Source organism: Stenotrophomonas sp. 85239_Sma, assembly GCF_056481725.1.
Map to the genome: position 1 here is coordinate 3,275,565 of NZ_CM151163.1, position 26,387 is coordinate 3,301,951.

Annotated in this window: 28 protein-coding genes; 15 read left to right on the forward strand and 13 right to left on the reverse strand. The window is 68.2% G+C overall.

What is annotated here, in order from left to right; translation table 11 throughout:
• The first annotated feature begins 69 nt into the window (after positions 1-69).
• From ACYKG1_RS15345 to rnfB, 4 genes are all read left to right on the forward strand, one after another.
• Positions 70-513, forward strand: a complete 444-nt coding sequence (locus ACYKG1_RS15345; RefSeq protein WP_049421044.1) for a DUF2147 domain-containing protein — start codon at positions 70-72, stop codon at positions 511-513.
• 102 nt (positions 514-615) lie between these two features.
• Positions 616-2,697, forward strand: a complete 2,082-nt coding sequence (metG, locus tag ACYKG1_RS15350) for a methionine--tRNA ligase (protein ID WP_262084402.1) — start codon at positions 616-618, stop codon at positions 2,695-2,697.
• 78 nt (positions 2,698-2,775) lie between these two features.
• Positions 2,776-3,366 (forward strand): HAD family hydrolase, encoded by a 591-nt coding sequence (locus ACYKG1_RS15355; protein ID WP_075677000.1) that lies wholly within the window; start codon positions 2,776-2,778, stop codon positions 3,364-3,366.
• Positions 3,367-3,391: 25 nt separating this feature from the next.
• A complete protein-coding gene (rnfB, locus tag ACYKG1_RS15360; protein WP_100473537.1) occupies positions 3,392-3,805 on the forward strand; it encodes an Rnf electron transport complex subunit RnfB in 414 nt (137 codons plus the stop codon).
• Between the two features lie 53 nt (positions 3,806-3,858).
• On the opposite strand, the gene ACYKG1_RS15365 is transcribed toward rnfB, so the two are convergent.
• The gene (locus ACYKG1_RS15365) at positions 3,859-4,206 is read right to left on the reverse strand and encodes a RidA family protein (protein ID WP_005418155.1); all 348 of its coding nucleotides are present in this window, start codon (positions 4,204-4,206) and stop codon (positions 3,859-3,861) included.
• Between the two features lie 193 nt (positions 4,207-4,399).
• On the opposite strand from ACYKG1_RS15365, the gene mprF reads away from it, so the two are divergent.
• A complete protein-coding gene (mprF, locus tag ACYKG1_RS15370) occupies positions 4,400-6,964 on the forward strand; it encodes a bifunctional lysylphosphatidylglycerol flippase/synthetase MprF (RefSeq protein WP_478470853.1) in 2,565 nt (854 codons plus the stop codon).
• 82 nt (positions 6,965-7,046) lie between these two features.
• On the opposite strand, the gene ACYKG1_RS15375 is transcribed toward mprF, so the two are convergent.
• The 4 genes from ACYKG1_RS15375 to ACYKG1_RS15390 all read right to left on the reverse strand — a co-directional run bounded on the left by ACYKG1_RS15375 (position 7,047) and on the right by ACYKG1_RS15390 (position 9,922).
• A complete protein-coding gene (locus ACYKG1_RS15375; RefSeq protein ID WP_478470854.1) occupies positions 7,047-8,405 on the reverse strand; it encodes a virulence factor family protein in 1,359 nt (452 codons plus the stop codon).
• A gap of 78 nt (positions 8,406-8,483) precedes the next feature.
• Positions 8,484-9,101, reverse strand: coding sequence for a DUF998 domain-containing protein (locus tag ACYKG1_RS15380; protein WP_478470855.1), 618 nt, complete (start codon positions 9,099-9,101; stop codon positions 8,484-8,486).
• Positions 9,098-9,271 (reverse strand): oxidoreductase-like domain-containing protein, encoded by a 174-nt coding sequence (locus ACYKG1_RS15385; RefSeq protein WP_032958663.1) that lies wholly within the window; start codon positions 9,269-9,271, stop codon positions 9,098-9,100. The genes ACYKG1_RS15380 and ACYKG1_RS15385 overlap by 4 nt, the downstream gene beginning before the upstream one ends.
• Positions 9,272-9,319: 48 nt before the next feature.
• Positions 9,320-9,922, reverse strand: coding sequence for an HD domain-containing protein (locus tag ACYKG1_RS15390; protein WP_100473541.1), 603 nt, complete (start codon positions 9,920-9,922; stop codon positions 9,320-9,322).
• 229 nt (positions 9,923-10,151) lie between these two features.
• On the opposite strand from ACYKG1_RS15390, the gene ACYKG1_RS15395 reads away from it, so the two are divergent.
• A complete protein-coding gene (locus ACYKG1_RS15395; RefSeq protein ID WP_478470856.1) occupies positions 10,152-11,303 on the forward strand; it encodes a transglutaminase domain-containing protein in 1,152 nt (383 codons plus the stop codon).
• 7 nt (positions 11,304-11,310) lie between these two features.
• Here the strand turns inward: ACYKG1_RS15395 and ACYKG1_RS15400 are convergent, their stop codons facing one another.
• Positions 11,311-11,646, reverse strand: a complete 336-nt coding sequence (locus ACYKG1_RS15400; protein ID WP_014038055.1) for a zinc ribbon domain-containing protein YjdM — start codon at positions 11,644-11,646, stop codon at positions 11,311-11,313.
• Between the two features lie 192 nt (positions 11,647-11,838).
• Here ACYKG1_RS15400 and ACYKG1_RS15405 point away from each other — a divergent pair, with 192 nt between their 5' ends.
• The 3 genes from ACYKG1_RS15405 (at position 11,839) to ACYKG1_RS15415 (ending at position 13,917) form a co-directional block, all read left to right on the forward strand.
• A complete protein-coding gene (locus ACYKG1_RS15405; protein ID WP_478470857.1) occupies positions 11,839-13,200 on the forward strand; it encodes an Hsp70 family protein in 1,362 nt (453 codons plus the stop codon).
• Between the two features lie 229 nt (positions 13,201-13,429).
• Positions 13,430-13,723, forward strand: coding sequence for a YkgJ family cysteine cluster protein (locus tag ACYKG1_RS15410; protein ID WP_053462562.1), 294 nt, complete (start codon positions 13,430-13,432; stop codon positions 13,721-13,723).
• A gap of 11 nt (positions 13,724-13,734) precedes the next feature.
• On the forward strand, positions 13,735-13,917 hold the full coding sequence (locus ACYKG1_RS15415) for a hypothetical protein (RefSeq protein WP_005410566.1): 183 nt from the start codon (positions 13,735-13,737) through the stop codon (positions 13,915-13,917).
• A 49-nt stretch (positions 13,918-13,966) separates the two neighbouring features.
• Here the strand turns inward: ACYKG1_RS15415 and ACYKG1_RS15420 are convergent, their stop codons facing one another.
• Genes ACYKG1_RS15420 through ACYKG1_RS15430 form a run of 3 tightly spaced genes read right to left on the reverse strand, consistent with a single transcriptional unit; the run spans position 13,967 to position 15,968 of the window.
• Positions 13,967-14,848, reverse strand: a complete 882-nt coding sequence (locus ACYKG1_RS15420; RefSeq protein ID WP_478470858.1) for a DUF4097 family beta strand repeat-containing protein — start codon at positions 14,846-14,848, stop codon at positions 13,967-13,969.
• Between the two features lie 11 nt (positions 14,849-14,859).
• Positions 14,860-15,393, reverse strand: a complete 534-nt coding sequence (locus ACYKG1_RS15425; RefSeq protein ID WP_478470859.1) for a hypothetical protein — start codon at positions 15,391-15,393, stop codon at positions 14,860-14,862.
• Complete coding sequence (locus ACYKG1_RS15430) at positions 15,390-15,968, reverse strand: RNA polymerase sigma factor (RefSeq protein WP_478472757.1); 579 nt, start codon at positions 15,966-15,968, stop codon at positions 15,390-15,392. The genes ACYKG1_RS15425 and ACYKG1_RS15430 overlap by 4 nt, the downstream gene beginning before the upstream one ends.
• Positions 15,969-16,094: 126 nt before the next feature.
• On the opposite strand from ACYKG1_RS15430, the gene ACYKG1_RS15435 reads away from it, so the two are divergent.
• Positions 16,095-16,274 (forward strand): hypothetical protein, encoded by a 180-nt coding sequence (locus tag ACYKG1_RS15435; protein ID WP_100473547.1) that lies wholly within the window; start codon positions 16,095-16,097, stop codon positions 16,272-16,274.
• A gap of 35 nt (positions 16,275-16,309) precedes the next feature.
• Positions 16,310-16,903 carry a mechanosensitive ion channel family protein gene (locus ACYKG1_RS15440; RefSeq protein ID WP_080291803.1) on the forward strand — a complete coding sequence of 198 codons (594 nt, stop codon included), beginning with the start codon at positions 16,310-16,312 and terminating at the stop codon, positions 16,901-16,903.
• A 39-nt stretch (positions 16,904-16,942) separates the two neighbouring features.
• Here ACYKG1_RS15440 and ACYKG1_RS15445 read toward each other — a convergent pair whose 3' ends face one another.
• A complete protein-coding gene (locus ACYKG1_RS15445) occupies positions 16,943-17,209 on the reverse strand; it encodes a DksA/TraR family C4-type zinc finger protein (RefSeq protein WP_012480956.1) in 267 nt (88 codons plus the stop codon).
• A 170-nt stretch (positions 17,210-17,379) separates the two neighbouring features.
• Positions 17,380-17,937, reverse strand: coding sequence for a DUF2058 domain-containing protein (locus ACYKG1_RS15450; protein ID WP_478470860.1), 558 nt, complete (start codon positions 17,935-17,937; stop codon positions 17,380-17,382).
• A gap of 63 nt (positions 17,938-18,000) precedes the next feature.
• On the opposite strand from ACYKG1_RS15450, the gene ACYKG1_RS15455 reads away from it, so the two are divergent.
• From ACYKG1_RS15455 to ACYKG1_RS15465, 3 genes are all read left to right on the forward strand, one after another.
• On the forward strand, positions 18,001-18,501 hold the full coding sequence (locus tag ACYKG1_RS15455) for a M48 metallopeptidase family protein (RefSeq protein ID WP_100473548.1): 501 nt from the start codon (positions 18,001-18,003) through the stop codon (positions 18,499-18,501).
• A 47-nt stretch (positions 18,502-18,548) separates the two neighbouring features.
• Complete coding sequence (locus ACYKG1_RS15460) at positions 18,549-19,247, forward strand: RNA pseudouridine synthase (protein ID WP_478470861.1); 699 nt, start codon at positions 18,549-18,551, stop codon at positions 19,245-19,247.
• Positions 19,248-19,376: 129 nt separating this feature from the next.
• Positions 19,377-20,969 (forward strand): phospholipase D family protein, encoded by a 1,593-nt coding sequence (locus ACYKG1_RS15465; protein ID WP_478470862.1) that lies wholly within the window; start codon positions 19,377-19,379, stop codon positions 20,967-20,969.
• Between the two features lie 3 nt (positions 20,970-20,972).
• On the opposite strand, the gene ACYKG1_RS15470 is transcribed toward ACYKG1_RS15465, so the two are convergent.
• Positions 20,973-22,049: an HDOD domain-containing protein gene (locus ACYKG1_RS15470; RefSeq protein ID WP_478470863.1), complete on the reverse strand. Its 1,077-nt coding sequence runs from the start codon at positions 22,047-22,049 to the stop codon at positions 20,973-20,975.
• Positions 22,050-22,328: 279 nt separating this feature from the next.
• Between ACYKG1_RS15470 and ACYKG1_RS15475 the strand changes: the two genes are divergently transcribed.
• A complete protein-coding gene (locus tag ACYKG1_RS15475; RefSeq protein ID WP_008264553.1) occupies positions 22,329-23,426 on the forward strand; it encodes a Glu/Leu/Phe/Val dehydrogenase dimerization domain-containing protein in 1,098 nt (365 codons plus the stop codon).
• A 47-nt stretch (positions 23,427-23,473) separates the two neighbouring features.
• Here ACYKG1_RS15475 and ACYKG1_RS15480 read toward each other — a convergent pair whose 3' ends face one another.
• Positions 23,474-26,317 (reverse strand): S8 family serine peptidase, encoded by a 2,844-nt coding sequence (locus tag ACYKG1_RS15480; RefSeq protein WP_478470864.1) that lies wholly within the window; start codon positions 26,315-26,317, stop codon positions 23,474-23,476.
• Between the last annotated feature and the right edge of the window lie 70 nt (positions 26,318-26,387).

Sequence of the window (26,387 nt, forward strand, 5' to 3'; positions counted from 1 at the left end):
TACCCAGCCGAATGGGTATACAGTCGACCCGTACCGGCACCGTGCCGGAATGAACCCTGGGAGGGGACCATGCGCAACACCTTCAAGACCCTGCTGCTGGCACTGCCGCTGTGCCTGGCCGCCCTGTCGGCCCAGGCCGCCGACGGCGCCGCCGGCCGCTGGAAGACCATCGACGACAAGACCGGCAAGGTGAAGTCGATCGTCGAGATCACCCAGGCCGCCAACGGCACGCTGACCGGCAAGGTGGTCGACATCCTGCACTCGGACAAGGGCCCGAACCCGGTCTGCGACGGCTGTGAAGGCGCCAACAGGAACAAGCCCGTGAAGGGCATGACCATCCTCTGGAACCTGAAGGCCGACGGCACCAACAAGTGGTCCGGCGGCACCATCCTCGACCCGGCCAACGGCAAGACCTACAAGTCGAAGATGGAACTGCAGCCCGGCGGTACCAAGCTGGATGTGTCCGGCTGCATTGCCTTCATCTGCCGCGCGCAGACCTGGCAGCGCGAGTAAGCGCCCCGGCCCCTGCTTCATCCCCGTGACCCGGCCCCGGCCGGGTCACCTCGTTGCGGGCATGCGATACTCTGCGGTTCCCCTCGGCTTCACCCCGCGACCATGACCCGTACCGCGCTCGTCACCACCGCCCTACCCTACGCCAACGGCCCGCTGCATCTGGGCCACCTGGTCGGCTACATCCAGGCCGACATCTGGGTGCGTGCGCGGCGAATGAGCGGCGGCAAGGCCTGGTTCGTCTGCGCCGACGACACCCACGGCACGCCGATCATGCTGGCCGCGGAAAAAGCCGGGGTCACCCCGGAAACCTTCATCGCCAACATCCAGGCCAGCCACGAACGTGACTTCGCCGCCTTCGGCGTGGCCTTCGACCATTACGACTCGACCAACTCGGCGGCCAACCAGGCGCTGACCGAGCAGTTCTACCTGAAGCTGGAAGCGGCCGGCCACATTAGCCGCCGTTCGGTCGCCCAGTTCTACGACCCGGCCAAGGGCATGTTCCTGCCCGACCGCTACGTCAAGGGCATCTGCCCGAACTGCGGCAGCCCTGACCAGTACGGCGACAACTGCGAAGTCTGCGGCGCCACCTATGCGCCGACCGACCTGAAGGAGCCGCGTTCGGTCATCTCCGGTGCCACGCCGGAACTGCGCGATTCGGAGCACTTCTTCTTCGAGGTGGGCCACTTCGATGCGTTCCTGCGCGAATGGCTGGCCGGCGATGTCGCCCTGCCGGGCGTGAAGGCCAAGCTGGGTGAGTGGCTCAATGCCGAAGGTGGCCTGCGCGCGTGGGACATCTCGCGCGATGCGCCGTACTTCGGTTTCCAGATTCCCGGCCAGCCGGGCAAGTACTTCTACGTCTGGCTGGATGCGCCGATCGGCTACCTGTCCAGCTTCCAGACCCTGTGCGGCAAGCTCGGCGAAGACTTCGAAGCGCACCTGCGCGCCGGCACCACCACCGAGCTGCACCACTTTATCGGCAAGGACATCGTCAACTTCCACGGCCTGTTCTGGCCGGCGGTGCTGCACGGTACCGGCCACCGCGCGCCGACCCGCCTGCACGTCAACGGCTACCTGACCGTGGACGGCGCCAAGATGAGCAAGTCGCGCGGCACCTTCGTGATGGCCCGTACCTTCCTCGATGCCGGCCTGGAGCCGGAAGCGCTGCGTTACTACTACGCTGCCAAGTCCGGCGGTGGTGTCGACGATCTCGACCTGAACCTGGGAGACTTCATCGCCCGCGTCAACGCCGATCTGGTCGGCAAGTTCGTCAACCTGGCCAGCCGCTGCGCCGGCTTCATCAGCAAGCGCTTCGACGGTCTGCTGGCGGCGCAGCTGCCCGATGCGGCGCAGTACCAGCGCTTCGTCGATGGCCTGGCGCCGATCCGTGAAGCCTACGAACGCAACGACCCGGCCGCGGCGATCCGCCTGACCATGACCCTGGCCGACGAAGCCAACCGCTACATCGACGACGTCAAGCCGTGGGTCATCGCCAAGCAGGAAGGCGCCGACGCGCAGCTGCAGGCCGTGTGCAGCCAGGGCCTGAACCTGTTCCGCGTGCTGGTCACCGCACTGAAGCCGGTGCTGCCGGCCACCGCCGCGCAGGCCGAGGCCTTCCTCGCCGCGCCGGCCAACGACTGGACCGACCTGGTGCAGCCGCTGCTGGGCCACCGCATCACCGACTACACCCCGCTGTTCACCCGTATCGACCCGAAGAAGATTGACGCCATGATCGACGCCTCCAAGGACACCCTGCAGCCGGCCGCCGCTGCCGCCCCCGCCGCCAAGACCGAAGCGGCCAAGCCGGCCGCACCGGCACCGGCCAAGGACGACGCAAAGAGCGCCGATGCTCCGGCCTACATCGGCATCGACGATTTCGCCAAGCTCGACCTGCGCATCGGCAAGGTGCTGGTGTGCGAGTTCGTGGAAGGTTCGGACAAGCTGCTGCGCTTCGAACTGGACGCCGGCGAACTGGGCAAGCGCCAGATCTTCTCCGGCATCCGCGGCAGCTACGGCGAGCCGGAAACGCTGGTCGGCCGCAGCGTGGTGTTCATCGCCAACCTGGCTCCGCGCAAGATGCGCTTCGGCCTGAGCGAAGGCATGATCCTGTCGGCCGGTTTCGACGGCGGCGCACTGGCGCTGCTGGACGCCGACAGCGGCGCACAGCCGGGCATGCCGGTGCGCTGATGCCTGCAGCGGGCGTGGCCACCGCCGCGCCCGCCGGCAGCACCGGCCACCGGAGGCAACGCGATGGGAAGCAACGGAATGGAACTGGCGCTGTTCGACTTCGACCACACCGTGACCACCTGCGATACCTATGGCCGTTTCCTGCGCCGCGTGGCCACCGCCGAACAGCTGGCGCAGGCGTGGTGGAAGGTCGGCCCGTGGCTGGCCGCGTACAAGCTGAAACTGATCTCGGCCGAACGCATCCGTGCACGCGTCACCCGCCTGACCTTCAGCGACCGCCACAGCGATGACATCACCACGCTGGCGGCCGGCTTCTCGCGTGAGTTCCTGCCCGAGGTGGTGCGTCCGGAAATGCTGGAGCAGATCCGCTGGCACAAGGAACAGCAGCACACCGTGGTGATCGTGTCCGGCTCGCTGGACCTGTACCTGCGGCCATGGTGCGAACAGCTGGGCCTGCAGTTGATCTGCAACCGGCTGGAGAGCCAGGACGGCCGCCTGACCGGTCGCTATGCCGGTGGCGACTGTGGTCCGCGCAAGGTCGAGCACATCCGTCGCCAGTTCGATCTGTCGCGCTACGTGCGCATCCATGCCTACGGTGACAGTTCCGAAGACAAGCCGATGCTGGCGCTGGCTCACGAGCGCTGGTTCCGCGGCAAACCCCTGAAGTAACCCCGACGCGCAGCCTTCGCCACGCATGAGCCTGATCCCGCCCCTGACCGAACGCCTCGACCGCCTGCTGCCGCAGACCCAATGCGGGCAATGCGGCTACGACGGCTGCCGCCCATATGCGCAGGCCATGGCACGCGGCGAGGCCGGCGTGGACCACTGCCCGCCGGGCGGCGATGCCGGTGCGCGCGCATTGGCGCAGGTGCTGGGCGTGCCGGCCGTTCCCTATGACCGCTCGCGTGGCGAACACAAGGCACCGCAGGTCGCGTTGATCGTGGAAGCCGACTGCATCGGCTGCACCAAGTGCATCCAGGCCTGCCCGGTGGACGCCATCGTCGGCGGTGCCAAGTACATGCACACGGTCATTGCCGACCTGTGCACCGGCTGCGAGCTGTGCATTCCACCGTGCCCGGTGGACTGCATCGAGCTGGTGCGCCTGTAACAGGGGGTCAGATCCCTTTTCCTTCGGAAAAGGGATCTGACCCCGTTCAATGATTACGGCACCGCTGCCGTCACCACGATCTCGACCTTCCACTCGGCGTGGGCCAGCTTGGCTTCGAACGTTGCGCGGGCCGGAGTCGCGCCCTCGACCACCCATTCGTCCCATGCCTTGTTCATGCCGTCGAAGTCGGCGATGTCGGCCAGGAACACTTCCGCGCGCAGCACGTGCTGGCGATCACTGGCGACCAGCGCCAGCAGCTTGTCGATCTCCGCCAGCACCTGCCGGGTCTGCCCGGTGATGTCCTGGCTGGTGTCTTCCGGAATCTGGCCGGAGAGGTAGGCGACCTTGTTGTACACGGTCATTTCGGACATGCGCGGTCCGACGTCGTAACGCTCCATCATGGGCGTGGCTCCTGCGGTTGATCAGGCCTGCATTGTCCTCCAAACCGGTCAAAGGTGGGTGCAGGGGGACGCTTCGCGCAACGTCACTACCGGGCTCCGACACGCCGGCTGGTCAAATGACGGCGACAGGCGCACGATGCGCCACGCCCCGCGTTGACATCGCACTCGCCCCTCCTGACGCACCCTTGCGCCGATGACCCCAGCCACCACGCCCGCCACCGCTTCCTCCACCCCGGCATGGAAGCGGCTGCTCACCATCGTCGTTCCCCTGCTGATCCTCTCGCTGGCCCTGCATGGCCTGGCCAGTGAATTCGATGAGCACGGCTACCGAGCCATCCGCCAGGCGTTCCGCCAGCTCAGTGGCGCCCAGATCGCGCTCACCGTGGCACTCGGCCTGGCCAGCTACGCCTGCCTGATCGGCTTCGATGCCATCGGCCTGCGCCGCAGCGGCATCCGCGTGCATCCGGCGCGCATCGGCATCACCGCCTTCCTTGCGCATACGCTGGGCCAGACCGTGGGCTTTGCGGCATTGACCGGTGGCGCGGTGCGCCTGCGCGGCTACCGCAGCGCCGGTCTGGACCTGGCGCAGATCGGCCAGGTGGTGCTGATGAGCACGCTCGGATTCGTGTTCGGTGCGTGGCTGCTGATCAGCGTGGCGCTGTGCATGGAACCGGCGGCGGCGGCATTGGCATTGCCGTTGAATCCCGATGCCGTGCGCATCGTCGGCGTCGTCGCCCTGCTCGCCTACCTTGCCACCGTGCTGCTGGTCGGCCGCGAGGGACGGCAGTTCAGCGTGTTCGGCCATGCATTGTGGCTGCCCGACCGCCGCACCATGATCGGCGTCACCGTGCTCAGCGTGATCGAGCTGGTGCTGGCCAGTGCCGCCTTCTACGTGCTGCTGCCGGACTCCACGCCGACCGGCCTGCCCGGCTTCGTCGGCCTGTACCTGGTGGCGGTGCTGGCCGGCCTGGTCTCGACCGTGCCGGCCGGCCTGGGCGTGTTCGAATGGAGCCTGCTGAAGCTGTTGCCACAGGTGGCACCTGCGGCGGTGCTGGCCGCAGCACTGATCTACCGCGTCACCTACTACGTACTGCCGCTGGTGCTGGCCACTCTGCTCGCCCTCGCGCCCGCCCTGCGGCAACCGCTGCAGGCCAGTGCCGGAGCGACCCGTGCGGGCTGGAACGCACTTCGCCCGTGGCTGCCGCAGATCATCGCGCTGGCGGTGTTCAGCATCGGCGCGGCGCTGGTCATCGATGGCACGCTGCCGACGCCACGCCGTCACCTGGTGAATGCCTCGCTGCCGATCCTGGAAACCTCGCACCTGATCGGCAGCCTCAGTGGCGTTGCGCTGCTGCTGATCGGCCAGGGCCTGGCACGGCGCAGCCACGCAGCGTGGATGCTGGCAATGGCAGTGTGCGTGGTCACCCCGCTGCCGCTGTGGCTGCGTGGCGGCCAACTGTTGATCGCGGTGTCCGCACTGCTGGTGGCAACGGCGCTGTGGGCCGCCCGGCGCGAGTTCTACCGCCAGGGCGCGCTGCTGGATGAGGCCTGGTCATGGCCGTGGCTGCGCAACCTTGGCCTGGTGCTGGTAGCGGTGACCTGGTTGCTGTTCTTCACCTACAGCCATGTCGAATACCAGAACGAGCTGTGGTGGCAGTTCGCGCTGTCCGGCAACGCGCCACGCGCACTGCGTGCGTTGCTGGTGGTGGCGATCGCGCTGGTGACGTTCGGCCTGGCGCGGCTGCTGCACAGTACGCGCAGCCCGCTGCCAGCCGCTGACGAGGCCACGCTGCAATCGCTGGCGCCGGTACTGGCCGGTGCCACCGATACCCAGGCCTGCCTGGTACTGACCGCTGACAAGGCGGTGCTGCGTGATGATGCGAAGCAGGGCTTCGTGATGATGCAACGCTACGGCGGTTCGCTGATCGCGATGGGCGATCCGGTGGGTCCGCCTGACGTGGCGCGCGCGCTGATCTGGCGCTTCCGCGAGGAAGCCGACCGCCTCGGCCTGCGCCCGGTGTTCTACCAGGTCGGCGAGGCCTATTGGCAGACCTATCTCGACCTCGGCCTGGGGCTGGTCAAGCTGGGCGAAGAAGCGATGGTGCCCCTGCACGACTTCGGCCTGGAAGGCCGCGAACGTGCCGACCTGCGCCAGGCCTGGAACCGTGGCAAGCGCAGCGGCCTGTCGTTCCGCGTGGCACAGGTGGAAGAAATCCCCAGCCTGCTGCCACGCCTGCACGCGATCTCCAACGCCTGGCTGGAAGACAAGGCCGGCGACGAAAAGGGCTTCTCGCTCGGCAGCTACGACCCGGATTACCTGGCGCGCTTCCCGGTAGCGCTGGTCGAAGCCGAAGGCCAGATCGTGGCATTCGCCAACCTGTGGCAGGCGCCGGCCGGAGCCGAGCTGTCGGTGGACCTGATGCGCCACGTCAACGAGGCGCCGAAGGGCACGATGGACTTCCTCTTCATCGAACTGTTCCTGTGGGGCCGCGCGCAGGGCTATGCCCGCTTCTCGCTGGGCATGGCGCCACTGTCCGGGCTGGCACAGCATCGCCTGGCCGGCCGCTGGAACCGCCTGGCCGGCCTGTTGGCGAGGCATGGCGAACGCTTCTACGGGTTCAGTGGCCTGCGCCGTTTCAAGTCGAAGTTCGATCCGCAGTGGCGGCCGCGTTACCTGGCCGCACCCGGTGGCATGCACCTGCCAGCGGCGCTGCTCGATGCCACGCGCCTGATCTCGCTGGATCCACGGCGGAATTGACGCCGCGGTCCGCCGGGCCCAGCTCGACGCTACCGCGGCTCGTTCCGGTGGGTGCGAACCGTGGGTTCGCACGCGCTCCGGTTTACGCCCCGCCCTTGAGGATCACTTCGGCCAAGCGGTCGTAGTCACCACCGAAATGGTGATCGCCCGGCAGCTTCACCTTCCTCACGCCGTCATTGGCCGGCAGGTCCGGGCACAGTGCGTCCTCATCCTTGTCGCCGTACACGCACAGCGTTTTCTCCGCCGGCAGCCTGGCCACTTCCGGCGCGATCGGCACGCCGTCGCCGCCACCGCCCAGCCAGTTGCTGACATGGAATTCGAAGTCGGCCTTCCTGCCCACCGACAGCAGCACGATGCGCTCCAGCGCCTCGCGGGTACCGGCGTCGAGCTGGTTGATGGTGGCCGGCAGCACGTCGGCGCCCTGCGAGAAACCGATCAGCATCACTTTGTCGCGGTGCCACTGCCGGCGATAGTGGTCGATGATCTTCTGCAGGTCAGCGGCGAACCCCTTCGGCGTGCGCTCGCTCCAGAAGTAGCGCAGCGAATCGATGCCGACTACCGCCACGCCATGCTCGTTGAGTGAAGACGCCACGTTCTTGTCCAGGCCGGCCCAGCCACCGTCACCGGAGACGAACACAGCCAGCGTATCGCCGCTGCCGGTCGCCGGCATTTCCACCACCGGCAGGCCCTTCAGTGCAGCGGGTGGCGGTGCCAGGCTGACGCCGGCCTGTGCGCCCATCACCCGTGCCGCAGCCACCAGGCCTGGTGACGCATCACCGCGCGCAGTGCGCTTGAACTCGCGTGCCATCGCGACCTGCTGCACGAACTGGCCGGCCTCGCCCGCCTTGCAGCCGTGATCACCGGCCGCACTCAACCACGGGACGTTCAGTTCGGCGGGGTGCAGCGCGTTGCGCTTCACGCCATCGCCGCAGACCATGCGTTCGTGGTTGTGGTCCGGGCAGAAGCCGGTGGTGAGCAGGCCGGCGAATACCTGGGTATCGGCCTGCGCAGCCAGCGAATAGGCCAGTTCGGCACCTTCACCATCACCGCCGACCAGCGGCAGGTGGTAGCCCGGCAGGTGCAGGAAGGCCTGCAGCCAGCGCGAGAAGTTCTCGACGTCGCCGGAGCCGAACGAACAGGCCAGGCCGCCTTCACGCTTGAGCACCCCGCGCAGGCGCGCGATGTCCACGGCTGCGACCATCGCGCCATCGGCACGCAGGGCCTCGATCGGCAGACGGCTGGTATCGCCGCCTGCGGAAGGTTCATGGAACCAGATCACCACCCGCTGCGGCGTGCCGGCCGGCATATGCACCGGGATCTGTTCGAACCGCCCGTGGCTGAACTGCTGCGCGGGTGCTGTCGCGGTGGCTGCCGCGGTTGCCGGCAGTGCGGCCAGTGCCAGCACCACACCCATTGCCCTGCCCAGCCCTGCACGCTTCATATCGCAGCCCCGATGGAATGCGCACACGATACGCTGCCTGCACGTGCACGGCACGTACCAGCGCAGGCCATTGGGCTTTCAGCAGGCCGCGGCGCGACGACTGCGCCGATACAGCGCCAGCGCCAGATACAGCAGCCAACCTACGATCACCACGATCACCGCTTTCTGTCCCAGCCCGCGTGGCGGCCCGCCACGCCACAGCACGTGCAGCCACAGCATCACGAAGGCCAGCCAGGCCCAGCCCCAGAGCAGGCCGGCGGCAAACTGCCAACCCGGTTCGCGGCGCAGGTACCAGGCCTGCAGCAGCATGCCGACGCTGGCGCACAGGAACGCGGTGTTGGCCGCCAGCCCATGGATGAACGGTGCCAGCAGCGGGGTTGCGTCGGGCAGCCAGCTGTCACCGATGGCGACCGTGGCCAGGCCCAGCGCCGAGACCGTGAACAGCAGCGGCGCCGCCGCGCTGCGCCGCGGGCCGATGCTGCCGCGATAAAGGGCGATGCCGAGCAGGGCGATCGCCAGTGCCAGCAGGCAGTAGGCCGCGCGCAACGTCAGTCCCCACGGCCCGTGCAGGTAGAGGCTGAGCGTGGCCCGCACCCAGTCCAGGTCGGTGCGTGCGAACTGCGTCCACAGCGCGGTGGCCAGGAACAGAACAAGGGCTGCCAGCGCCAGCAGCGCCGCCGGACGCGCGCGGCTCATGCGGACGCCTCCGGGTGCCGCGCCTGCCACTCGGCCAACGCCTTGCGATAACGCTGCAGCTCATCGGCATACAGATCCAGCACGCACAATGGGCAACCGCTGCCACAGCATTCGTTGGGACCGGGCTCTTCCGGTGGCAGCGGGCGGGGATCGGGATCAGGGACGGACACGATTGGAAGCGACGATCGTTGGAAACGGGCCTAGTGTACCGGGCTGGCTCAGCGGCCCAGCTGGCGGCGCAGGTTGTCACGGGCGGCGGCGTCGAGGCGCTGGTGGAAGAACTCGCTGAGGAAGATCCGCGGTGCGCGCAGCAGGCCCTGCAGGAATCGGCGGCGACCGGCTCGGTACAGGAAGCCCGGCACCACGCCCTTGTATTCTTCGGCCACGCCACGGTCATAGGCAGCAAACACCGGCTCTGGTGCGGCCAGGATCGCCATGTCGCAGTCCAGGAACAGCGCCGCCTCGGCATCCACATCCTCCGGTCCCAGCGCGCCATGGCGGGCGGTCAGCAGGATCAACTGTTCGACGCGTGCGGCATCCACCGTGGCCAGCTCCGGCGCCTGCGCGATCGCCTGCAGGGCCAGCTGCGCCGAACGCGCCTCGTTGTCCTTTCGCCCCGCCACGTAGATCGCATCGTGGTAGAGCACCGCCAGGTAGACTTCGGCCGGCTGCTGCCAGCCGGGGCCGTCGGCAACCTCCTGGCAGTGCTGCAGCACCGCGCGCACGTGGCCGAAGTGGTGGTAGGCCCGTGGCGGCGTTGCATAGCTGTCCTGCAGCGCCTGCCACTGCTCTGGAGCGAGCGTCAGCGGGGAAAAGTCCATGCCCGGATCATCCCGCCTGCGCCGTTGGCGGGCAAGATGTCGCTTTTTTCACCACCCCCTCACAACGCCCTTCGCACTAAGCCGCATCGCGGTTGTCCACAGCTTTTTCGAGCGCTGGTCCACACCGGTTGTGGATGAACGCGTGGACCGACCAACGGTCGCTGCAGTGGTGCGCACACAGGTCTACACTCGCCTCAGGCGGGAGCGCCCGCCGCTGCCGGGAGCCGTCATGTACTGTCCTGCCGCCCGATTCGCTCTGCTCGCACTGGCCGCGTGGGCGGCACCGTCCGCGATCGCGCAGGATCGCGCCGGAACGGCCGCCCCCCTGGTCGTTGCCAACACCGCCATTCCGGCGATGCCGACGCCGCAGCAGGTGTCCGCAATTCCACCGGCGATGCTCGACATGCTGCGCACGCAGGTGATCAATCGCAGCTACTCGCGCGAGCAGCGCCTGCAGGCGCTGGTGGAGATGATCTTCGACCGCCACGGCCTGGACCTGCAGTACGACGCCGACGCGACCCTCACCGTCAGCGAAATCTGGCAGCAGCGGCGCGCCAACTGCCTGGCCTTCACCCTGATGTTCGTCGCCCTGGCACGCGAAGCCGGCATCCAGGCGCGCGTGCAGGAAGTCGGCCAGGTGGTGTCGTGGTACCAGGACCAGGACCAGGGCCTGGTCTACAGCGTCGGCCACGTCAATGCCGGGGTCGGCTTCGCCGGCCGCTTCGCCACCGTCGACCTGGATCGCAACGTGCTGTACGACCGCCGCGGGCCGCTGCCGATCAGCCAGGCACGGGCATTGGCACACTTCTACAACAACCGCGGCGCCGAACGCATGGCCAGCGGCGATCTGCTGGGCGCACGTACCTTCTTCAATGCCGCGCTGGCACAGGACAACAGCTTCGCCGCCACCTGGAACAACCTGGGCGTGCTGGAAAACCGTACGGGCGATACCGCCGCCGCGCGCCGGGCACTGGAAACGGCGCTGCGACTGGACGGCCGCCAGGACGCTGCACTGACCAACGCCAGCGCGTTGTACCGAAAGCTGGGCATGGTCGTGCAGGCGCAGGCGCTGGAGCAGCGGCTGCAGTCGGTGCAGCGCGAGGATCCGTTCGCGCAGTACATGCTCGGCGCCGAGGCCGAACGCGCCGGCCAACTGGATCAGGCAATCCGCCATTACCGGCAGGCCGTGCGCCTGTACGACACCGCCCACCAGTTTCACTTCGGGCTGGCGCGGGCCTATTTCCTGGCCGGCCAGCTCAAGCGCGCCGATCGTGAACTGCAGCGCGCGCAGGAACTGGGCGGTGCCCCGCAGCAGGCGCGCTACCAGGCCAAGCTGGACAGCCTGGCCCGCTGGCGCGCACAGCAACAGGCCAGGCGCTGAAGGCCGGTCAGGCCTTCTTGAGGAAACAGGTCTTCAGGACCAGGCCCTTGATCTTGTCCGAGTTGCCTTCGATGTGCTCGGCATCGTCCTCGACCAGGCGGATGTTGCGGATCACGGTGCCCTGCTTGAGCGGGATCGAGGAACCCTTCACCTTCAGGTCCTTGATCACGGTGACGGTGTCACCGGCCTGCAGGGTGTTGCCGTTGCTGTCACGCACGACCAGGGTCGAACCGGCACCTTCCTCGGCGGTCCATTCGAAACCGCAGTCGGCGCAGATCCACAGCGCGCCATCGGCATAGGTGTTTTCCAGGGTGCACTGCGGGCAGGCGGGGGCAGAAGACATCAGCAAGTACCTCAAAGTGAATCAACAGCCGCCATTGTAACCGCCGGCTCCCCTGGCCTTTTCCGGGCAGCGCCCGGCTGCCTGCTTGACCCGATCCGGCCTCCTGGATCCGGAACAGGTGGCCGCAGGAACTTGCAGTCGGCGGCGAACTGCAGCAGAGTGCGCGGCCCCTGATCGCCCCCGGACCTCCCCATGCGCCTCGGCATCGACTTCGGTACCAGCAACTCCGCCGCCGCCATCGTGCATGAGGGGAAACTGCTGCCGATCCGCTTCGGCGACGCCGAGCAGTTCCGCACCAGCGTGTATTTCCCCGGCGTGGTGCCCGACCCGGACGACTTCCAGCTCGACGACGGCCAGGAACACCAGCTGCAGCAGATGATCGACAGCGCCGCGCGCGCGGCGCGTGCCGCCGGCCAGGAGCGCACGCCGCAGGCCCTGCACCGCGAAGCCCTGCGCGCACTGCGCCGGGAATGGATGGAAGCCCGCGCCGGCAAGGAACGCAGCGCCAGCGACCTGCTGCAGAACGCGGTCTACGGTGACGAAGCGCTGGAAGCCTATTTCGAAGAACACGAGGGCAACCTGGTGCAGAGCCCGAAGTCGATGCTCGGGTACAACCTGCACCCGCGCGCGAAGCAGACCATCACCGGCATCGCCGCGCACATTCTCGAACACATCCGCCTGACCGCCAGCGCCCAGCTCGGCCAGCCGCTGCGCGCCGCCCTGCTCGGGCGCCCGGTGCAGTTCCGCAGTTCGATCGGCGCCGCCGGCAACGACCAGGCGCTGGACATCCTGCGCGAAGCGGCCACCCAGGCCGGCTTCGACCAGATCGATTTCCTCGAGGAGCCAGCCGCGGCGGCCATGCATTACCACGCCGAAAGCCGCGAGCGGCACCAGGCGGTGATCGTCGACATCGGCGGCGGCACCACCGACATCGCCCATGCCGAGGTCGGCGGCGACGACGCCCCGCGCATCCACCGCGCCTGGGGTATCGCCCGTGGCGGTACCGATATCGATCTGGCGCTGAGCCTGTCCAGCTACATGCCGCTGTTCGGCCGCGGCATCACCCGCGTGCCCGCCCACCACTACGTGGAAGCCGCCACCGTGCAGGACATGACCCGCCAGCGCGATTTCCGCCAGCACACGTACGACCACGTCGACGCCCCATGGGGCCCGCGCCTGCAGGCCCTGCAGGACACCGGCAATACCGCGCGCCTGTACCGCGACGTCGAGCGTGCCAAGATCGCCCTCAGCGCCGTCAGCGAACACCGCAGCACGCTGGACTACATTGCCCGCGACCTGCATGCCGACAGCAGCGCCGATGGACTGGCCGCCGCCGCCCATGGCTACCTGGAGCAGATCCGCGAGCTGCTGGCCCAGGTCCGCAGCGACATCGGCGGCGACCCGGATGCCGTGTTCCTGACCGGCGGCATGTCCCGCGCCGGCTACCTGCGCCAAGCGGTGGCGGCCGCGTTCCCGGGCGCCCGCATGGTCCACGGCGAACCCTCGCTGGGCGTGGTCCAGGGCTTGGCACTGGCGGCAGCCAGCCAGGATTAACAAAACGTTACGCGGTCTAAGTTACTCTTGGTCGGCTAGAACTTCGCTGCACCTTCCATCGGCCACGCCGGTGTGTGTCCACGGTGCAGCCAGGCCCGCCCTGCGGGCCTGGCGGCCATGCCTTTCTGGCTCGTTCATGGTCCGCGTCCCACCTGAGCCGCCATCGAGACCCGCTTTGGGCACCCGCCAGGCCCCTGAGGCCTTACAACCTGACGCAGCACCTGCACCCATCGACTGCCGCCGTTGTGACGCGGTCTGTTGCCGGTTGCCCGTGCTGCTGCAGCCCGGCGACCACGTGCCCGGCCAGTTCCTGTCACGCGACACCCACGGCCGTGCCGTGATGGCGCGCAACGAGGAAGGCTGGTGCGCGGCGATCGATCCCTATCACCTGCGCTGCACGATCTATTCGCAGCGCCCGGCGATCTGCCGCCAGTTTTCGATGGGCGGCGATGACTGCCGCCGCGAGCGGCAGGACTACCTGCGCCAGGCCGACGCCTGGGCGCTTTCCTCCCCTTCCACCTGACAGGAGCAACCATGCCCCGCAAGGCAAAGACCCCCGCGAAGGCCAGCAACAGCATCCGCAGCGAACGCAAGGGCGCGGCCGCCAGCACCGTGGTCAGCAGCGATTCGATCGCTTCGGACCTGGCAGCGTTCCGCAAGGCCGGTGGCAAGATCGAAGTCCTCGGCACCACCTGGGCGCTGAAGAAAGCCAGCTGACCCAGCTCCGACCGCGGCGGCGCTGCCGCCGCGGCCTGCCGGATCTCGCTCAGCGATCCAGACTTACCCGGACGCTGCCCGAATGCGACTGGATGCGGATGTCACCGTCGCCACTGCCGAGCCGTGTATCGAGATGGCTCCCGGGGCCGTAGCGCGGCCGCTCCACCTGGCCGGCATCGCTGTTGATCGACCCGCTGAAGCTGTTCACCGACAGCTGCGCCGAGACCGAGCGTGGCAGGCGCAGGTTGACCGACGCACTCACCGATTCGACGTTGATACGCCCCCCCGGCGCCAGCCCGGCCGCCGACAGGTCGATGCTGCCCGACACGGTTTCCACCGCCAGCCGCTGCACCCGCCCGGCATCCACCTCGACCCGGCCGGATACCGTCTGTGCACCAATATCACCGGACACGCCGCCACCGGCGTCGATGCGGCCGCTGACCGTGTTCACATCCAGCTTCGGGGTCTGCAGGCGCGCGCTGACACCGCCACTGACCGTATTGAGCTTGCTGTCGCCGCTGCGACCGGAAGCGCTCAGGCTGCCGCTGACGGTGTCGGCCTGCAGGCGGCGCACATCGATGCCGCTGATGTCCTGGCTGGCACTGACCGTGCTCAGCAGCAGTTCCACCGAGCGCGGCACGTTCAGCACCAGCGTCGCGCCGCCGTTGTTGTTGCGACGCGGATATTCGATCTCCCAGCGCACGCGGTTGGCACTCTTCTCCTGGCGCAGCTGCAGGCCGTCGCTGAGCGTACCGGTGAGCTGCACGTCATTGCGGTCCCAACCACGCACGGTCACTTTGCCGGCGACGTTGCTCAGTTCGATGCGGCCACCAGTGGCCAGGTTGTGGCGCTCGTCGATCCGGGTCTCAGCCAGGGCTACCGCGGGCAGCAACAACAGCGCAGCGCAGCAGGTCATCAGGGCTCGTGTCATCGGGGGGCTCCTCAGGTCGTCAGGCCGGTCTCGGCGGCATAGGCCGCCTGCCGGGTCAATTCCAGCCGCAGCGCATAGGTGCGCTTGAGCTGGCTAAGCAGGTGCGGCGCACGTGGATCCTGCGCCAGTGCGGCCTGGATCTGTGCCGCGCTTTGATCGAGTTCGTGCAGCGCCGGCTGCCATTCCGGCGCCCGGCCCGCGGGCAGCGAGGCCACTGCCTGCCGGTACTGCTCGGCCATCGCCGCGGCCTGCAGCTGCAGGGTAGACGGCACCGGCGCGTCCGGCTGCGCATGGCGCCATGGCGCCACCGCGTAGACCGCCAGGCTGGCCGCCAACGCCGTACCCACCGGCAACCACCAGCGCCGACGCGAACGAGCGGGCAGCGCCACCACGTTGTCGGCCAGCACAGGCCCCGCCTGCGGTTCACGCGGCGGCAGCTGCGCCGACAACCGCGCCCAGCCATCGGCGGGCACGCTGCGTTCGGGCGGCAGCGCGCGAAGTCGGGCCACCAGATCGGGGTCGGAATCGTGTTCGTGTGTACTCATGTCATGTCTCCCAGCCGTGCACGCAACAAACCGCGCGCACGATGCAACTGTGCCTTGGAACTGCCGATTGCCATCTGCAGCTGCTCGGCGATTTCCTGGTGTTTCCAGCCTTCGATGTCATGCAGCACCAGTACCGCGCGCGCCCTCGGCGGCAGCGTCGACAGCGCCCGTTCGAGGTCGCGTTCGGTCCCGGCACAGCGGTCGTGCACCGCCAGTTCCTGCAGTCCTCCGTTCACATCATCAAGACTGTCGTGGTCCTGCCCGGCTGCGCGCCCACGCAGTTCCATCAGCGCAGCGTTGACACCCAGCCGGTGCAACCAGGTCGACAGGCTGCTTTCGAAGCGGAACCCCGGCAGCGCCTTCCATGCCTGCAGGAAGGCTTCCTGCAAGGCATCTTCGGCACGCGCCTGCTGGCCGCCACACAAGCGCCACAGCACGGCGAACACGCGCGGCGCATGGCGCCGGTACAACAGTTCGTAGGCCGCGGTATCGCCGGCGGCCGCCGCCCGCACCAGGGCGGGTTCGTCGACGGGGTCGTTGGCGGCAGGCGGCGCGGGCATGGTGGTGTCGAGCATATCGCTTGGATGCGGCGACCCGGGAAAAGGTTTAGAGCCCATCCATGGTCGATGCCATGCAACCTTTTTGATGACTGCTGCATCCATGGAGGGTCCTTCGCGAAATTGCCGTCCAGGAGTCCTGCCATGTCCAGCCCATCCTGCGCCGCCCTGCTGGTGATCACTGCCTGCGTCCTGTTGCAGGCGCTGGGCCTGTCACTGCAGCTGCGTCCCGGCAATGGCCGCGCCTGCCTGCAGCAGCATCGCCAGGAGGTGGTGTGCCTGGCCTGGACCCCGGCGGTCGAATCCCCCGCACGCGCCGGGTAACATCGGGAGCCGTTTCCCCCCTCCGTAGTCGCCCCATGATGTTGTCGCTGAAGGATCACCTGCCCGCCTGGACCCACCCGTGGTTGAACTACGCCGGCGTCGCCCTGCAGATCGTACTGGTGTTGCTGGTCGCGTGGCTCCTGCGCGTGCTCGCCCGTCGCCTGATCCGCCGTTTCGCCGAGCACTACACGCTGCCGCCCGAAATGGTGATGGGTGCGCGCCGGATCACCAGTTTCGTGGTCTATTTCAGTGCACTGCTGTACATCCTCAGCCTGCTTGGCGCGAAGCCCTCGGTGCTGTGGACCGCCTTCACCGGTTTCGCTGCCGTGGGCGCGGTCGCCTTCTTCGCGGCGTGGAGCGTGCTGTCCAACATCTTCTGCACGCTGCTGATCTTCACCACGCGTCCGTTCCGCCTGCACGACTACATCGAGGTGCTGGAGAACGGCGAGAAGCCGGGCCTGAAGGGCCGGGTGATCGACGTGAACCTGATCTACACCACGCTGCAGGAAACCGGCGACGGCCACGAAGGCACGGTGCTGCAGCTGCCGAACAACCTGTTCTTCCAGCGCACGGTGCGCCGCTGGCGCGACCCGGCGCAGGCCCCCGGCGGCATCCAGGGCGACGGCTGAGGGTGGTTTTCGGCAGGGCTGCGCCCTGCCGAACAACCTTTACCTCAACTGGCTGTCCTTGCTGCCGCGCCGGTTGTAACCGGCATGCGCCTGTTCTTCATCGTCATGCGCCTGCTGGCACGCCACGCACAGCCGCACCCCGGGCACGGCTCGGCGCCGCGCCAACGGGATCGGCGCGTCGCATTCCTCACAGTGTTCCAGACCGGGGCCCTGGCGCAGCTGGCGCCGCGCGCGGGCGATCGCATCATCGACGGTGGCGTCAATCTGGTCCTGGACCGCGCCGTCTCCCGCCCAACCGGTGGCCATGGCCATCCTCCGCAGGTGTGTCGCCTGATATGGGGACGATACACCCCGGCAAAAAGACAGGCCTTCATGTGGAGCCGAGCCATGCTCGGCTGCTCTTCAGGATGACGAACAGAGCGTGGGCGGATCCGATCAGGCCGATTGCGGCTTAATCCCCTCCGTCCCCTTTTTGCTTACCAGACCAGGTCGTCCGGCACCTGGAACTGCGCGTAATAGGCGTCGTCCTCGGCGTTGCCGGTGGAGATCTCGGCGGTCGAGCCCGGCTGGCCGTGGTCGACGATGATCGCCTCCGGGACGCGCTCACGCACCTTCTCGGCGGCAGCACGCGGCAGCAGGGCATAGCCCTCGCCATGGGCAACGATGACCAGCACGCCCACCGACAGCGCCTTGCGCAGCTTGGGGTCGATCAGCAACGTGCGGATCGCCGCGCCGTCGCTGAAGCGGTACTCGTCGTCGCCCTTGTGGGGTACGGCATGGGCCGTGATGATCTGCCTGGCCTGGGCCTTCTGTTCAGCCTGCCTGGCCTGGGCGTTGCGTTCGGCGGCCAGCGCACGGTCGCGCTCGACCTTCTCGGCGCGGGCGCGTTCAGCCTCGCGCTGGACCTCGGCCGACGTCGATTCGGCCTTGCCCTGACGGGCCTTGGCCTGCTCGCGCGCGGCGGCGCTGGCCTGCGACTTCTTGGCCAGGCCGGCCTTGAGCAATTGTTCCTGCAGCGCGTTGGGCTTTGCCATGGTCGGTGCGTACCGCGTGTAATCTTGGATGTCCCCATTCTACCGACGCCCCGCCGCCCCTGCATGGCAGTCCTGAAGTACCTCACCGGCTATCCCGAACCCCTGGTCGCACAGGTCAGCGAACTGCTGGCGCAGGGCAAGCTTGGCCCCTGGCTGCAACAGCGCTACCCCGACCCGCATGAGGTGCGCAGCGACCGCCAGCTGTACGACTACACCCAGGACCTGAAGGACCGCTACCTGCGCAAGTCGGTGCCACTCAACAAGGTCTGCTACGACAACACGCTGGAAGTGATCAAGCACGCGCTGGGCACCCATACCGCCATCTCCCGCGTGCACGGCGGCCGCCTCAAGGCCAGCCGCGAGATCCGCATCGCCACCGTGTTCCGCCAGGCGCCAGCGGCATTCCTGCGCATGATCGTCGTGCATGAGCTGGCCCACCTGAAGGAAGCCGACCACAACAAGGCCTTCTACCAGCTGTGCCAGCACATGGAGCCTGATTACCTGCAGCTGGAGTTCGATACCCGCCTGTACCTGACCGAGCTGGCCAACCGCAGCCAGCGCTGACCGGCCGCAGCAGCTACACTGCGCGCCCCCTGCCCGACCTGCCCATCATGGAACCGATCCGTCTCGACAAACGCCTGTCCGCCCTGCTCGGCATCCCGCGCGGCGAAGCGCGACGCTACATCGAAGGCGGCTGGGTCACGGTCAACGGCGACGTGGTGGAACAGCCGCAGCGCCTGGTCGATGACAGCGCAGTGATCGTGGTGGCCGAACAGGCCAGCGATGAAAAGGCCGAACGGGTCAGCATGCTGCTGCACAAGCCGGCCGGTGTCGCCGCCGAAACCCTGTGCGCGCTGGTCAGCAGTGACAGCCGCAGCGAACTTGATGCCAGCGACATCCGTCCGCTGCAGCGTCACTTCCACGGCCTGCAGTTGGCCGCCTCGCTTCCGGCCAGCGACAGCGGGCTGGTGGTGGTCAGCCAGGACCCGGCCACGCTGGCCCACCTGCAGCGCAACCTGGGCCGCACCGAGCAGGAATACCTGATCGAAGTGGCCGAAGGCGGCCCCGAGCGCGGCCCGTGGCTGCTGGCGCGGCTGCAGCAGGAATCCGGCGGCGCCAAGGTCAGCTGGCAGAGCGAGCAGCGCCTGCGCTTCGCCGGCAAGGGCCTGACGGCCAAGGGCCTGCGTGTGGCGGTCAGCGCCGCCGGCCTGCAGGTCACCGCTGCGCGCCGCCTGCGTATCGGGCGCGTGGCGCTGGGGCCGCTGCCGCCGGCGCGGTGGCGTTATCTGGGCAGCGACGAGCGGTTCTGAGGTATGCGGGTCAGAGCCCTTGCCTGTGGCAAGGGATCCGACCCATCGGTGACGCCCTCTCGGGGTCGGATCCCTTGCCGCAGGCAAGGGCTCTGACCCCCTATCGATCCTGCAGGCATTCCTTCACCCATGGCGTGGATCTACCATCGGGGCATGAGCCTGCCCAACTCCTTGTGGCGACGCCTGATGCGCATCGCCGCGATCGTCATCGCCGCGCTGTTGCTGCTGGTCCTGTCCGGCCTGCTGCTGGCCGACCACCTCACGCCGCAGGCGCACGGCCCCCCCTCGCACGTGCTGCCGCTGCAGCCGGCGCAGACCCGCATCGACCAGCAGATCGTGCCGTTGCAGGCGGCCCATCCCGGCCAGTCCGGCGTGGCCTTCCTCAGCGATGGCCTGGATGCCTTCGCCGCGCGCGCGCTGATCACCAGCCAGGCCGGCCGCAGCCTGGACCTGCAGTACTACATCTGGCACGACGACCTGATCGGCCACCTGATGGCCAAGGCGCTGCATGACGCCGCCGAGCGCGGGGTGCGCGTGCGGATCCTGCTCGACGACATGAATGCCAAGGACAAGGACGCGCTGATGATGGCCCTGGACCGGCACCCGAACATTGAAATCCGCCTTTACAACCCGTTCCGCAACCGGACCGGCATCCTGCGCATGGTGGAGATGGTGCAGCGCTTCTTCAGCGTGAACCATCGCATGCACAACAAGAGCTGGATTGCCGACGGCCGCGTCGCGATCGTCGGTGGCCGCAACATCGGCGAGGAATACTTCAGCGCACGCACCGATGTGAACTTCCAGGATCTGGACCTGCTGGTGGCCGGCCCTGCCGTGGAACAGGCCAATCGGATCTTCGACGACTACTGGAACAGTGAAGCAGCCATTCCAGTATCGGCGCTAGCCTTCCATACCGATGCACAGCTGCGCCTGCTGGTCCGCGAATCGGACCATGAAGCGCAGCGGGACGTGGCGCGGCCCTACCTTGCGCGCGTGGCCGAATCGCGCCAACGGCAGCGTCCAAGCCCCGAGCCATTGCACTGGAGTGGTGCGGTGCGCATTGTCTCGGACCCGCCGATGAAACACCGCGACGATGATCGCGGGGCCTGGCTGGTGTCGACGCTGATCAGCGAGCTGCAGGCCGCCCGGCACAAGTCCCTGCTGATCTCGCCCTACTTCGTACCCGGCAACGAGGGCCTGGATGGCTTTTCGGCCATGGCCGGGCGGGGCGTGCAGGTCGGCGTGATCACCAACTCACTGGCCGCCAACGACGTCGCCGCCGTGCACGGTGGCTACATGGGCTACCGCGTGCCGTTGCTCGACGCCGGCGTCCACCTGTACGAACTGAAGGCGCAGGGGCAGTCCGGCGACGCCGGGGTCTTCGGCAGCAGCGGCGCGAGCCTGCATACCAAGGCGTTCCTGGTCGACGACCGCCGCGGTTTCGTCGGTTCATTCAACCTGGACCCGCGCTCAGCCTATCTGAACACTGAAATGGGCGTGCTGTTCGACGATCCGGTGCTGGGCGCACAGCTGCGGGACGAGTACCTGCGCCTGGCTGACCCCAGGCACAGCTGGTGGCTGGCGGTGGACGACCGCCGCCGGTTGCGCTGGCTGGAGCGAGAACCGCCACCGCACTGGGTGGAGGCCGAGCCGGGCGCCACGGCGCGCAAGCGCTGGTTGTCGCGGGCGATCAGCTGGCTGCCGGTGGAATCGCAGCTGTAGCGTTCAGGCGGGCGGCCCGACATCGTCCTGCGCCGCCTCATCCAGCGTTTCCACGCTGCGCCCATGCAGGCGCCGCCAGATCCAGCGCAGGGCATGCGGCGGTGCCGACGGCAGCTGTTCCAGCAGGGCCAGCATGCGGCTCTGGCTGGCATGCCCATGGCGGCACAACAGGCTGGCCGCTGCGGCGGCGCTGGCCAGGCGCAGGCTGTCGGCCAACGGTCCTTCCGCATCCACCGCCAAGGCCTGGTGAACCGGCTCAGGCAGCTCCCATGCGGCGACCACCCGCTGCGCCAGCGGCAACGACCACTGCTGCAGCAGCTGCAGGGCCAACGCCGGCTCCACGGCCTCGCCACGGGCCTGTGCCTCCTGCAGCAGCTGGCGCATCACCAATGCTGCACCCAGCCCCTGCACCAGGCCCAGCCACTGCGCGGCGAAGGCATCGCCGAAAGTGACCGTGCGCGCGTGGTCGGCCGCTGCACGCGATGCCAGCAGCGCGTGCTCCCAGATGATCGCGCTGAACTGCGGGAACACCTCGCATTGCACCTGCATCACCGGCTGCACCAGTACCGCACTGATGATCTGCCGCACGCCCTCGGTGCCGACCAGGGTCACCGCCCGCTGCAGGCTTTCGACCGGGCGCTCGTGGACCTTGTAGGCCGGGCTGTTGGCGATGCGCAGCAGGTTGCCGGTCAGCACCGGGTCCTGGCCGATGATCGCGGCCATCACCCGGGCCGAGGCGGCATCGTCGTTGACGGTCTGGATCAGCTGCGGCAGCAGCTGCGGCCGGCGGGGCAGCTGCCTGGCCGCCCAGTCGCGGTCCTGCAGCGCGCGCGCTACCGCTTCGCCCAGGCCGGGGTCCTGCACCGGTGCCGGCTCGCCTGCCAGCCGCGGGTACAGGGCCAGCGCATGCAGACCGCGTTGCAGGTGAGCGGCGATCTCCGCCGGCGGCAGCGCCTCGCCCTGCAGGCTCACCGCAGCGGCAGCCACCGCCTGGCGGGACGCGGCAACCAGCCGCGCCGGTGCCGCCCCGGTCGAACGCGCCAGCCAGCCGCGCAGCGATCGCCACCAGGCCGGTGTCATCGCCGCCCGCCCTGTCGTTGTAATGCCCTTGCCATCACTGACCGACCTGCCTCTTCACGCCCATCCGGCCACCCGCCGTCGTCGCAGCATCGGCCGCACTTTCATCTTCTTTAACCGGACGGCCACCAACGTCGACGGCACCGGCCGAGGGAATGGACTAGAATGGCGCCGCGCGACCCGTCCCCCTGCCATGACGACGTCGCTTTTTTTGTTTTTGGGACCCTACCGTTCACTGGCCGTTCGCTGCAGTTCGCCGCTGTTCGCGCCATCGGAGACGCCATGCTATTCGAAACCCTCGCCACCACCGGCCACGAACAAGTGGTGTTCTGCCACAACCACGATGCCGGCCTGAAGGCGATCATCGCCATCCACAACACCACCCTGGGCCCGGCTCTGGGTGGCGTGCGCATGCGCCCCTACGCCAGCACCGACGAGGCACTGGCCGACGTGCTGCGGCTGAGCCGGACGATGACCTACAAGAATGCGCTGGCCGGCCTCAACGTCGGTGGCGGCAAGGCAGTGATCATCGGTGATCCGAAGGTGGACAAGACCGAGGTGCTGTTCCGCGCCTTCGGCCGTTATGTCGACTCGCTGGGTGGGCGCTACATCACCGCCGAGGACGTCGGCACCGACGTCAATGACATGGAAAACATCTACCTGGAGAGCCAGTTCGTGACCGGCGTGCACCAGGTCCATGGCGGCTCCGGCGACCCGGCCCCGTTCACCGCCTACGGCGCGCTGCAGGCGCTGATGGCGGCGATGCGCTTCAAGTTCGGCCATGAGGAAGTGGGCAAGACCAGCATCGCGGTGCAGGGCCTGGGCCACATTGGCATGGAGCTGGTCAAGCTGCTGCGCGACCGTGGTGCCAAGCTGTATGTCACCGACCTGGACAGCGCGCTGGTTGATCGCGCGGTCAGCGATTTCGGCGCCGAAGCGGTCAAGCCGGACGAGATCCACGAAGTGAACGCCGACGTGTTCGCACCGTGTGCGCTGGAAGGCGCCATCAACGCCGACACGCTGCCGCGGATCAAGGCGAAGATCATCTGCGGTACCGCCAACAACCAGCTGTCGAGCCTGGAAATCGGCGATGAACTGCACGCCCGCGGCATCCTGTATGCGCCGGACTATGCAGTCAACGCCGGTGGCGTGATGAACGTGTCGCTGGAGATCGACGGTTACAACCGCGAACGCGCGATGCGCCTGATCCGCAGCATCTATCACAACCTCACCCGCATCTTCGAACTGTCGCAGCGCGAGAACATCGCGCCGCAGCGGGCGGCCGACCGCATCGCCGAAAGCCGCATCCTGTCGATCGGCAAGCTGAAGATGCCGCTGGGCCGCAGCACCCCGCGCCTGGGCAACCTGCGCGGCGGCTGAGCCTGCCGATGTCGCGCCGGGGCTGACGTCCCGGCGCGACCGCCCATTCAGAACCCGGTGCTGTAGCGCAGTGCCGCCTGGCGCGCGCCCTCGCCACCAACGCGCTGGTCGAAGCCCAGGCTCAGGCGGCCATTACGGCCCCACCACGACTCCAGCGCCACGCCGAACAGCGCACTGCCGCGCGGCGCGTTCCAGCCCGCCAGCGGCGCCCAGGCATCGACACCAACGAAGCTGGCCTGCCAGCCCGCATCGGCAGCGTCGAGCCGCTGCTGCCATTCGGCATGCCCACGCAGCGTCCAGCGCCCCCAGCCGCGCTCGCCACGGATGCCGGCCAGCATCTGGCTGCGCTGCACGCGGTTGGCATCGCCACGCAGGCCGAAGCCGAAACCGCCCAGCTCGTTGAAGGCATCGGTGTCCACGCGCGTGGTGCTGGCACCCAGGTACGGTGTCAACGACGCACCCGGGCGTCCGAAACGATAACCACCTTCGACGCTGGCACTGCTGAAGCGTCCACCGTAACGTGCGGAAACACCATAGGCACCGGCGCCCAGCAGCAACTGGCGGTCCAGCGCACGTGTGAACTGGCCGCTGCCGACCTGGGCCAGCGCATAGCCCCGGCCCAGGTTCCAGCCGGCATACAGCTGCGCCTGCGCCTGGCGATCACGCCCACGATCGCCGCCGAAGCTGCTGCCACCATTGCTGCGGGTCTCGCCGAAGGCCACGCCCATCAGCCCATTGCTGCCCAGCGGCAGGTCCTGACCGGCCATCCAACCGCGGCTGTCGGCGGCATTGCCGGCAAAGCTGCCCTGCCCGGCCTCACCGAGCGCGCTCTGCCAGGCCCCGCGCAGGCGCGGCGCAGCCTGCACGCGATCAAAACGCTCGGCAATCGCACGGCGTGACATGTCGATGCTGTCGAAGGTGGCCGACTCGGCCCGCGCATGCGCCTGCCCGGACAGGCTCTGCAAGCTGGCCTCCAGCCCTTTGCTGCCACCGCCGGTCCACTGCAGCGCACCGGCCGCCGTACCGAAGGCCGAACCCTGCAGCGCCGTATTGCCATCGAGCGCACTGAACGCACCGTCCACGCGTTGCGCAGCGGACTGCGCCGAGGCCGTGAGCCCGGTCGCCGCCGCCGTGACGCTGACCTGGGTCAGGTTCAACCAGGCATTGTTGCTGTCATAGCCATAGCTGCTCTGCAGCAGCGACAGGCCCTGCAGGCCGCTGGAAGTGGCCGGAGCGCTGAAGGTGCCGCTCAGGCCACCGGCGGCGTGGATCAGGTCCTGGCGGCTGCCGTTCTGCGGCACATAGCCGGAGACGAAGCCATGCACGCGCACGCCACCATTGATCGTGGCGTTGCCGGTTACCTGCAGCGCATTGGCACCAAGCGCGATCATCAACTGCGCGCCCGCCTGCTGGGTGTAGTTGCCCTCGATGGTGCCGGTGGTGTTGCCGGTGGTGAGGAACACGCTGCTGCCGTTGACCACGTTGCCGATCACGCGCGGTGTACCGCCATTGAACTGCAGGCCGGTCGAATCCGGATCGGGCTGGCCGAGGATGGTCACGTTGGAACGGATGACACCGCCGTTCTGCAGCGACAGGATGCCGCGCTCGATGCGGGTGGCGCCGCTGTAGCTGTTGTTGCCCGCGAGCACCAGGGTGCCCCCGCCCTGCTTGACCAGTCCGCCGCTGCCGACGATGTCGTTGCTCCACTTCGAGCCTGTCGAAGCCACATCCACGTTGGCGACCACATCGCCCCAATCGAAGCGGCCAGGACCGTTGATCGCACGGCCGATGTCGAGCAGGCCATAGCCGAACACCGCATCCACGCCGGGCGCGCCGATGTCCTTGGCGGTGCCCAGCAGGGTCTGCCGCACCAGGTTGTTGTCGAAGTACGGATAGCGCTGCCAGACCAGCGCGGCGGCGCCGGAGACCAGCGGCGCGGCGAAGGATGTGCCGTAGTTCCAGTAGTAGGTGCTGCCATTGGCGTCCGGATAGACCGCGCTGCCCGGCGCCGCCAGGCAGTAGCGCGCGGCCTGGCCACAGGCATTGGCGTAGCTGGCCAGCGTGCCCGGTGCATACGGATCCACGGCGGTCGCCACCAGCCAGCCGCGCTCCAGGTCGGCCGCCGGCAGCGAGCCGGCAACGCCCTGCTGGCTGGGCAGGGCGGCCAGGCTGCTCGGTTCGGTGCGCGCATCGTTGCCGGCCGCGAACACCACCAGGCCGCCATGGTTGATGACGAACGGACGGTACTCGGCCGCTACCTGCGCGGTGGTCGGCAGGTCGGTCCAGTACAGGCCGCCCCACGAATTGTTCATCACCTTCACGTTGTAGCTGATCAGGTCCTGGTGGACCTGCGCCACGCCCAGCGGGCCACTGAAGGAATTGCCCTTGCCGCTGCCGTCATCGACGGGCGGCTTGTCGGCGATGATCCGCGCCGAAACGATCTGCGCACCGGGGGCGATGCCGCCCGGCCAGGATCCCACCGACGCGCCGGCAGCCAGGCTGGCCACCGCCGTGCCGTGGCCCACCACGTCGTCCACCAGCAGGTTGTTGCGCGCCGGATCGATGTAGTTGAGGTTGCCCACCACCCGCCCGTTCAACGCCGCTGCGTTGCGCTGTACGCCCGAGTCGACGATGCCGATGCGCACGCCCTGCCCGGTCAGGCCGGCGGCCTGTGCGGCACGCGCATTGGTCACTGACAGGTGCGCGTCGAAGGCCGGTTCCTGCGGCTTGGCCGGAGGCGGTGTCGTCGGAGGGGGCGTGGTCGGGGGTGTCGGGGTGGTCGGGGGCGGATCGATGCGGACATTGCCGCCGCCTCCACCGCCGCCACATGCCGTCATTGCCATCGCCAGCGCCGTTGCCAGCGCGGACCTCACCATCATCGTGCGTTCCATCGATTCCTTCCCATGAACGTTGGCCTGCCTACATCCCGGCAGGCGTGCGGTGCCACCCAGCGGCGGCCCT

Bases quoted from the DNA above. Each gene is read 5' to 3' on its own strand.
- ACYKG1_RS15415 (WP_005410566.1), top strand. From the start codon at position 13,735: ATGCCCCGCAAGGCAAAGACCCCCGCGAAGGCCAGCAACAGCATCCGC.
- ACYKG1_RS15420 (WP_478470858.1), bottom strand. From the start codon at position 14,848: ATGACACGAGCCCTGATGACCTGCTGCGCTGCGCTGTTGTTGCTGCCC.
- ACYKG1_RS15480 (WP_478470864.1), bottom strand. From the start codon at position 26,317: ATGGAACGCACGATGATGGTGAGGTCCGCGCTGGCAACGGCGCTGGCG.
- ACYKG1_RS15450 (WP_478470860.1), bottom strand. From the start codon at position 17,937: ATGGCAAAGCCCAACGCGCTGCAGGAACAATTGCTCAAGGCCGGCCTG.
- rnfB (WP_100473537.1), top strand. From the start codon at position 3,392: ATGAGCCTGATCCCGCCCCTGACCGAACGCCTCGACCGCCTGCTGCCG.
- ACYKG1_RS15375 (WP_478470854.1), bottom strand. From the start codon at position 8,405: ATGAAGCGTGCAGGGCTGGGCAGGGCAATGGGTGTGGTGCTGGCACTG.
- ACYKG1_RS15355 (WP_075677000.1), top strand. From the start codon at position 2,776: ATGGAACTGGCGCTGTTCGACTTCGACCACACCGTGACCACCTGCGAT.
- ACYKG1_RS15395 (WP_478470856.1), top strand. From the start codon at position 10,152: ATGTACTGTCCTGCCGCCCGATTCGCTCTGCTCGCACTGGCCGCGTGG.
- ACYKG1_RS15390 (WP_100473541.1), bottom strand. From the start codon at position 9,922: ATGGACTTTTCCCCGCTGACGCTCGCTCCAGAGCAGTGGCAGGCGCTG.
- ACYKG1_RS15425 (WP_478470859.1), bottom strand. From the start codon at position 15,393: ATGAGTACACACGAACACGATTCCGACCCCGATCTGGTGGCCCGACTT.
- metG (WP_262084402.1), top strand. From the start codon at position 616: ATGACCCGTACCGCGCTCGTCACCACCGCCCTACCCTACGCCAACGGC.
- ACYKG1_RS15445 (WP_012480956.1), bottom strand. From the start codon at position 17,209: ATGGCCACCGGTTGGGCGGGAGACGGCGCGGTCCAGGACCAGATTGAC.
- ACYKG1_RS15380 (WP_478470855.1), bottom strand. From the start codon at position 9,101: ATGAGCCGCGCGCGTCCGGCGGCGCTGCTGGCGCTGGCAGCCCTTGTT.
- mprF (WP_478470853.1), top strand. From the start codon at position 4,400: ATGACCCCAGCCACCACGCCCGCCACCGCTTCCTCCACCCCGGCATGG.
- ACYKG1_RS15430 (WP_478472757.1), bottom strand. From the start codon at position 15,968: ATGCTCGACACCACCATGCCCGCGCCGCCTGCCGCCAACGACCCCGTC.
- ACYKG1_RS15460 (WP_478470861.1), top strand. From the start codon at position 18,549: ATGGAACCGATCCGTCTCGACAAACGCCTGTCCGCCCTGCTCGGCATC.
- ACYKG1_RS15345 (WP_049421044.1), top strand. From the start codon at position 70: ATGCGCAACACCTTCAAGACCCTGCTGCTGGCACTGCCGCTGTGCCTG.
- ACYKG1_RS15440 (WP_080291803.1), top strand. From the start codon at position 16,310: ATGATGTTGTCGCTGAAGGATCACCTGCCCGCCTGGACCCACCCGTGG.
- ACYKG1_RS15465 (WP_478470862.1), top strand. From the start codon at position 19,377: ATGGCGTGGATCTACCATCGGGGCATGAGCCTGCCCAACTCCTTGTGG.
- ACYKG1_RS15455 (WP_100473548.1), top strand. From the start codon at position 18,001: ATGGCAGTCCTGAAGTACCTCACCGGCTATCCCGAACCCCTGGTCGCA.
- ACYKG1_RS15470 (WP_478470863.1), bottom strand. From the start codon at position 22,049: ATGACACCGGCCTGGTGGCGATCGCTGCGCGGCTGGCTGGCGCGTTCG.
- ACYKG1_RS15365 (WP_005418155.1), bottom strand. From the start codon at position 4,206: ATGATGGAGCGTTACGACGTCGGACCGCGCATGTCCGAAATGACCGTG.
- ACYKG1_RS15400 (WP_014038055.1), bottom strand. From the start codon at position 11,646: ATGTCTTCTGCCCCCGCCTGCCCGCAGTGCACCCTGGAAAACACCTAT.
- ACYKG1_RS15435 (WP_100473547.1), top strand. From the start codon at position 16,095: ATGTCCAGCCCATCCTGCGCCGCCCTGCTGGTGATCACTGCCTGCGTC.
- ACYKG1_RS15405 (WP_478470857.1), top strand. From the start codon at position 11,839: ATGCGCCTCGGCATCGACTTCGGTACCAGCAACTCCGCCGCCGCCATC.
- ACYKG1_RS15475 (WP_008264553.1), top strand. From the start codon at position 22,329: ATGCTATTCGAAACCCTCGCCACCACCGGCCACGAACAAGTGGTGTTC.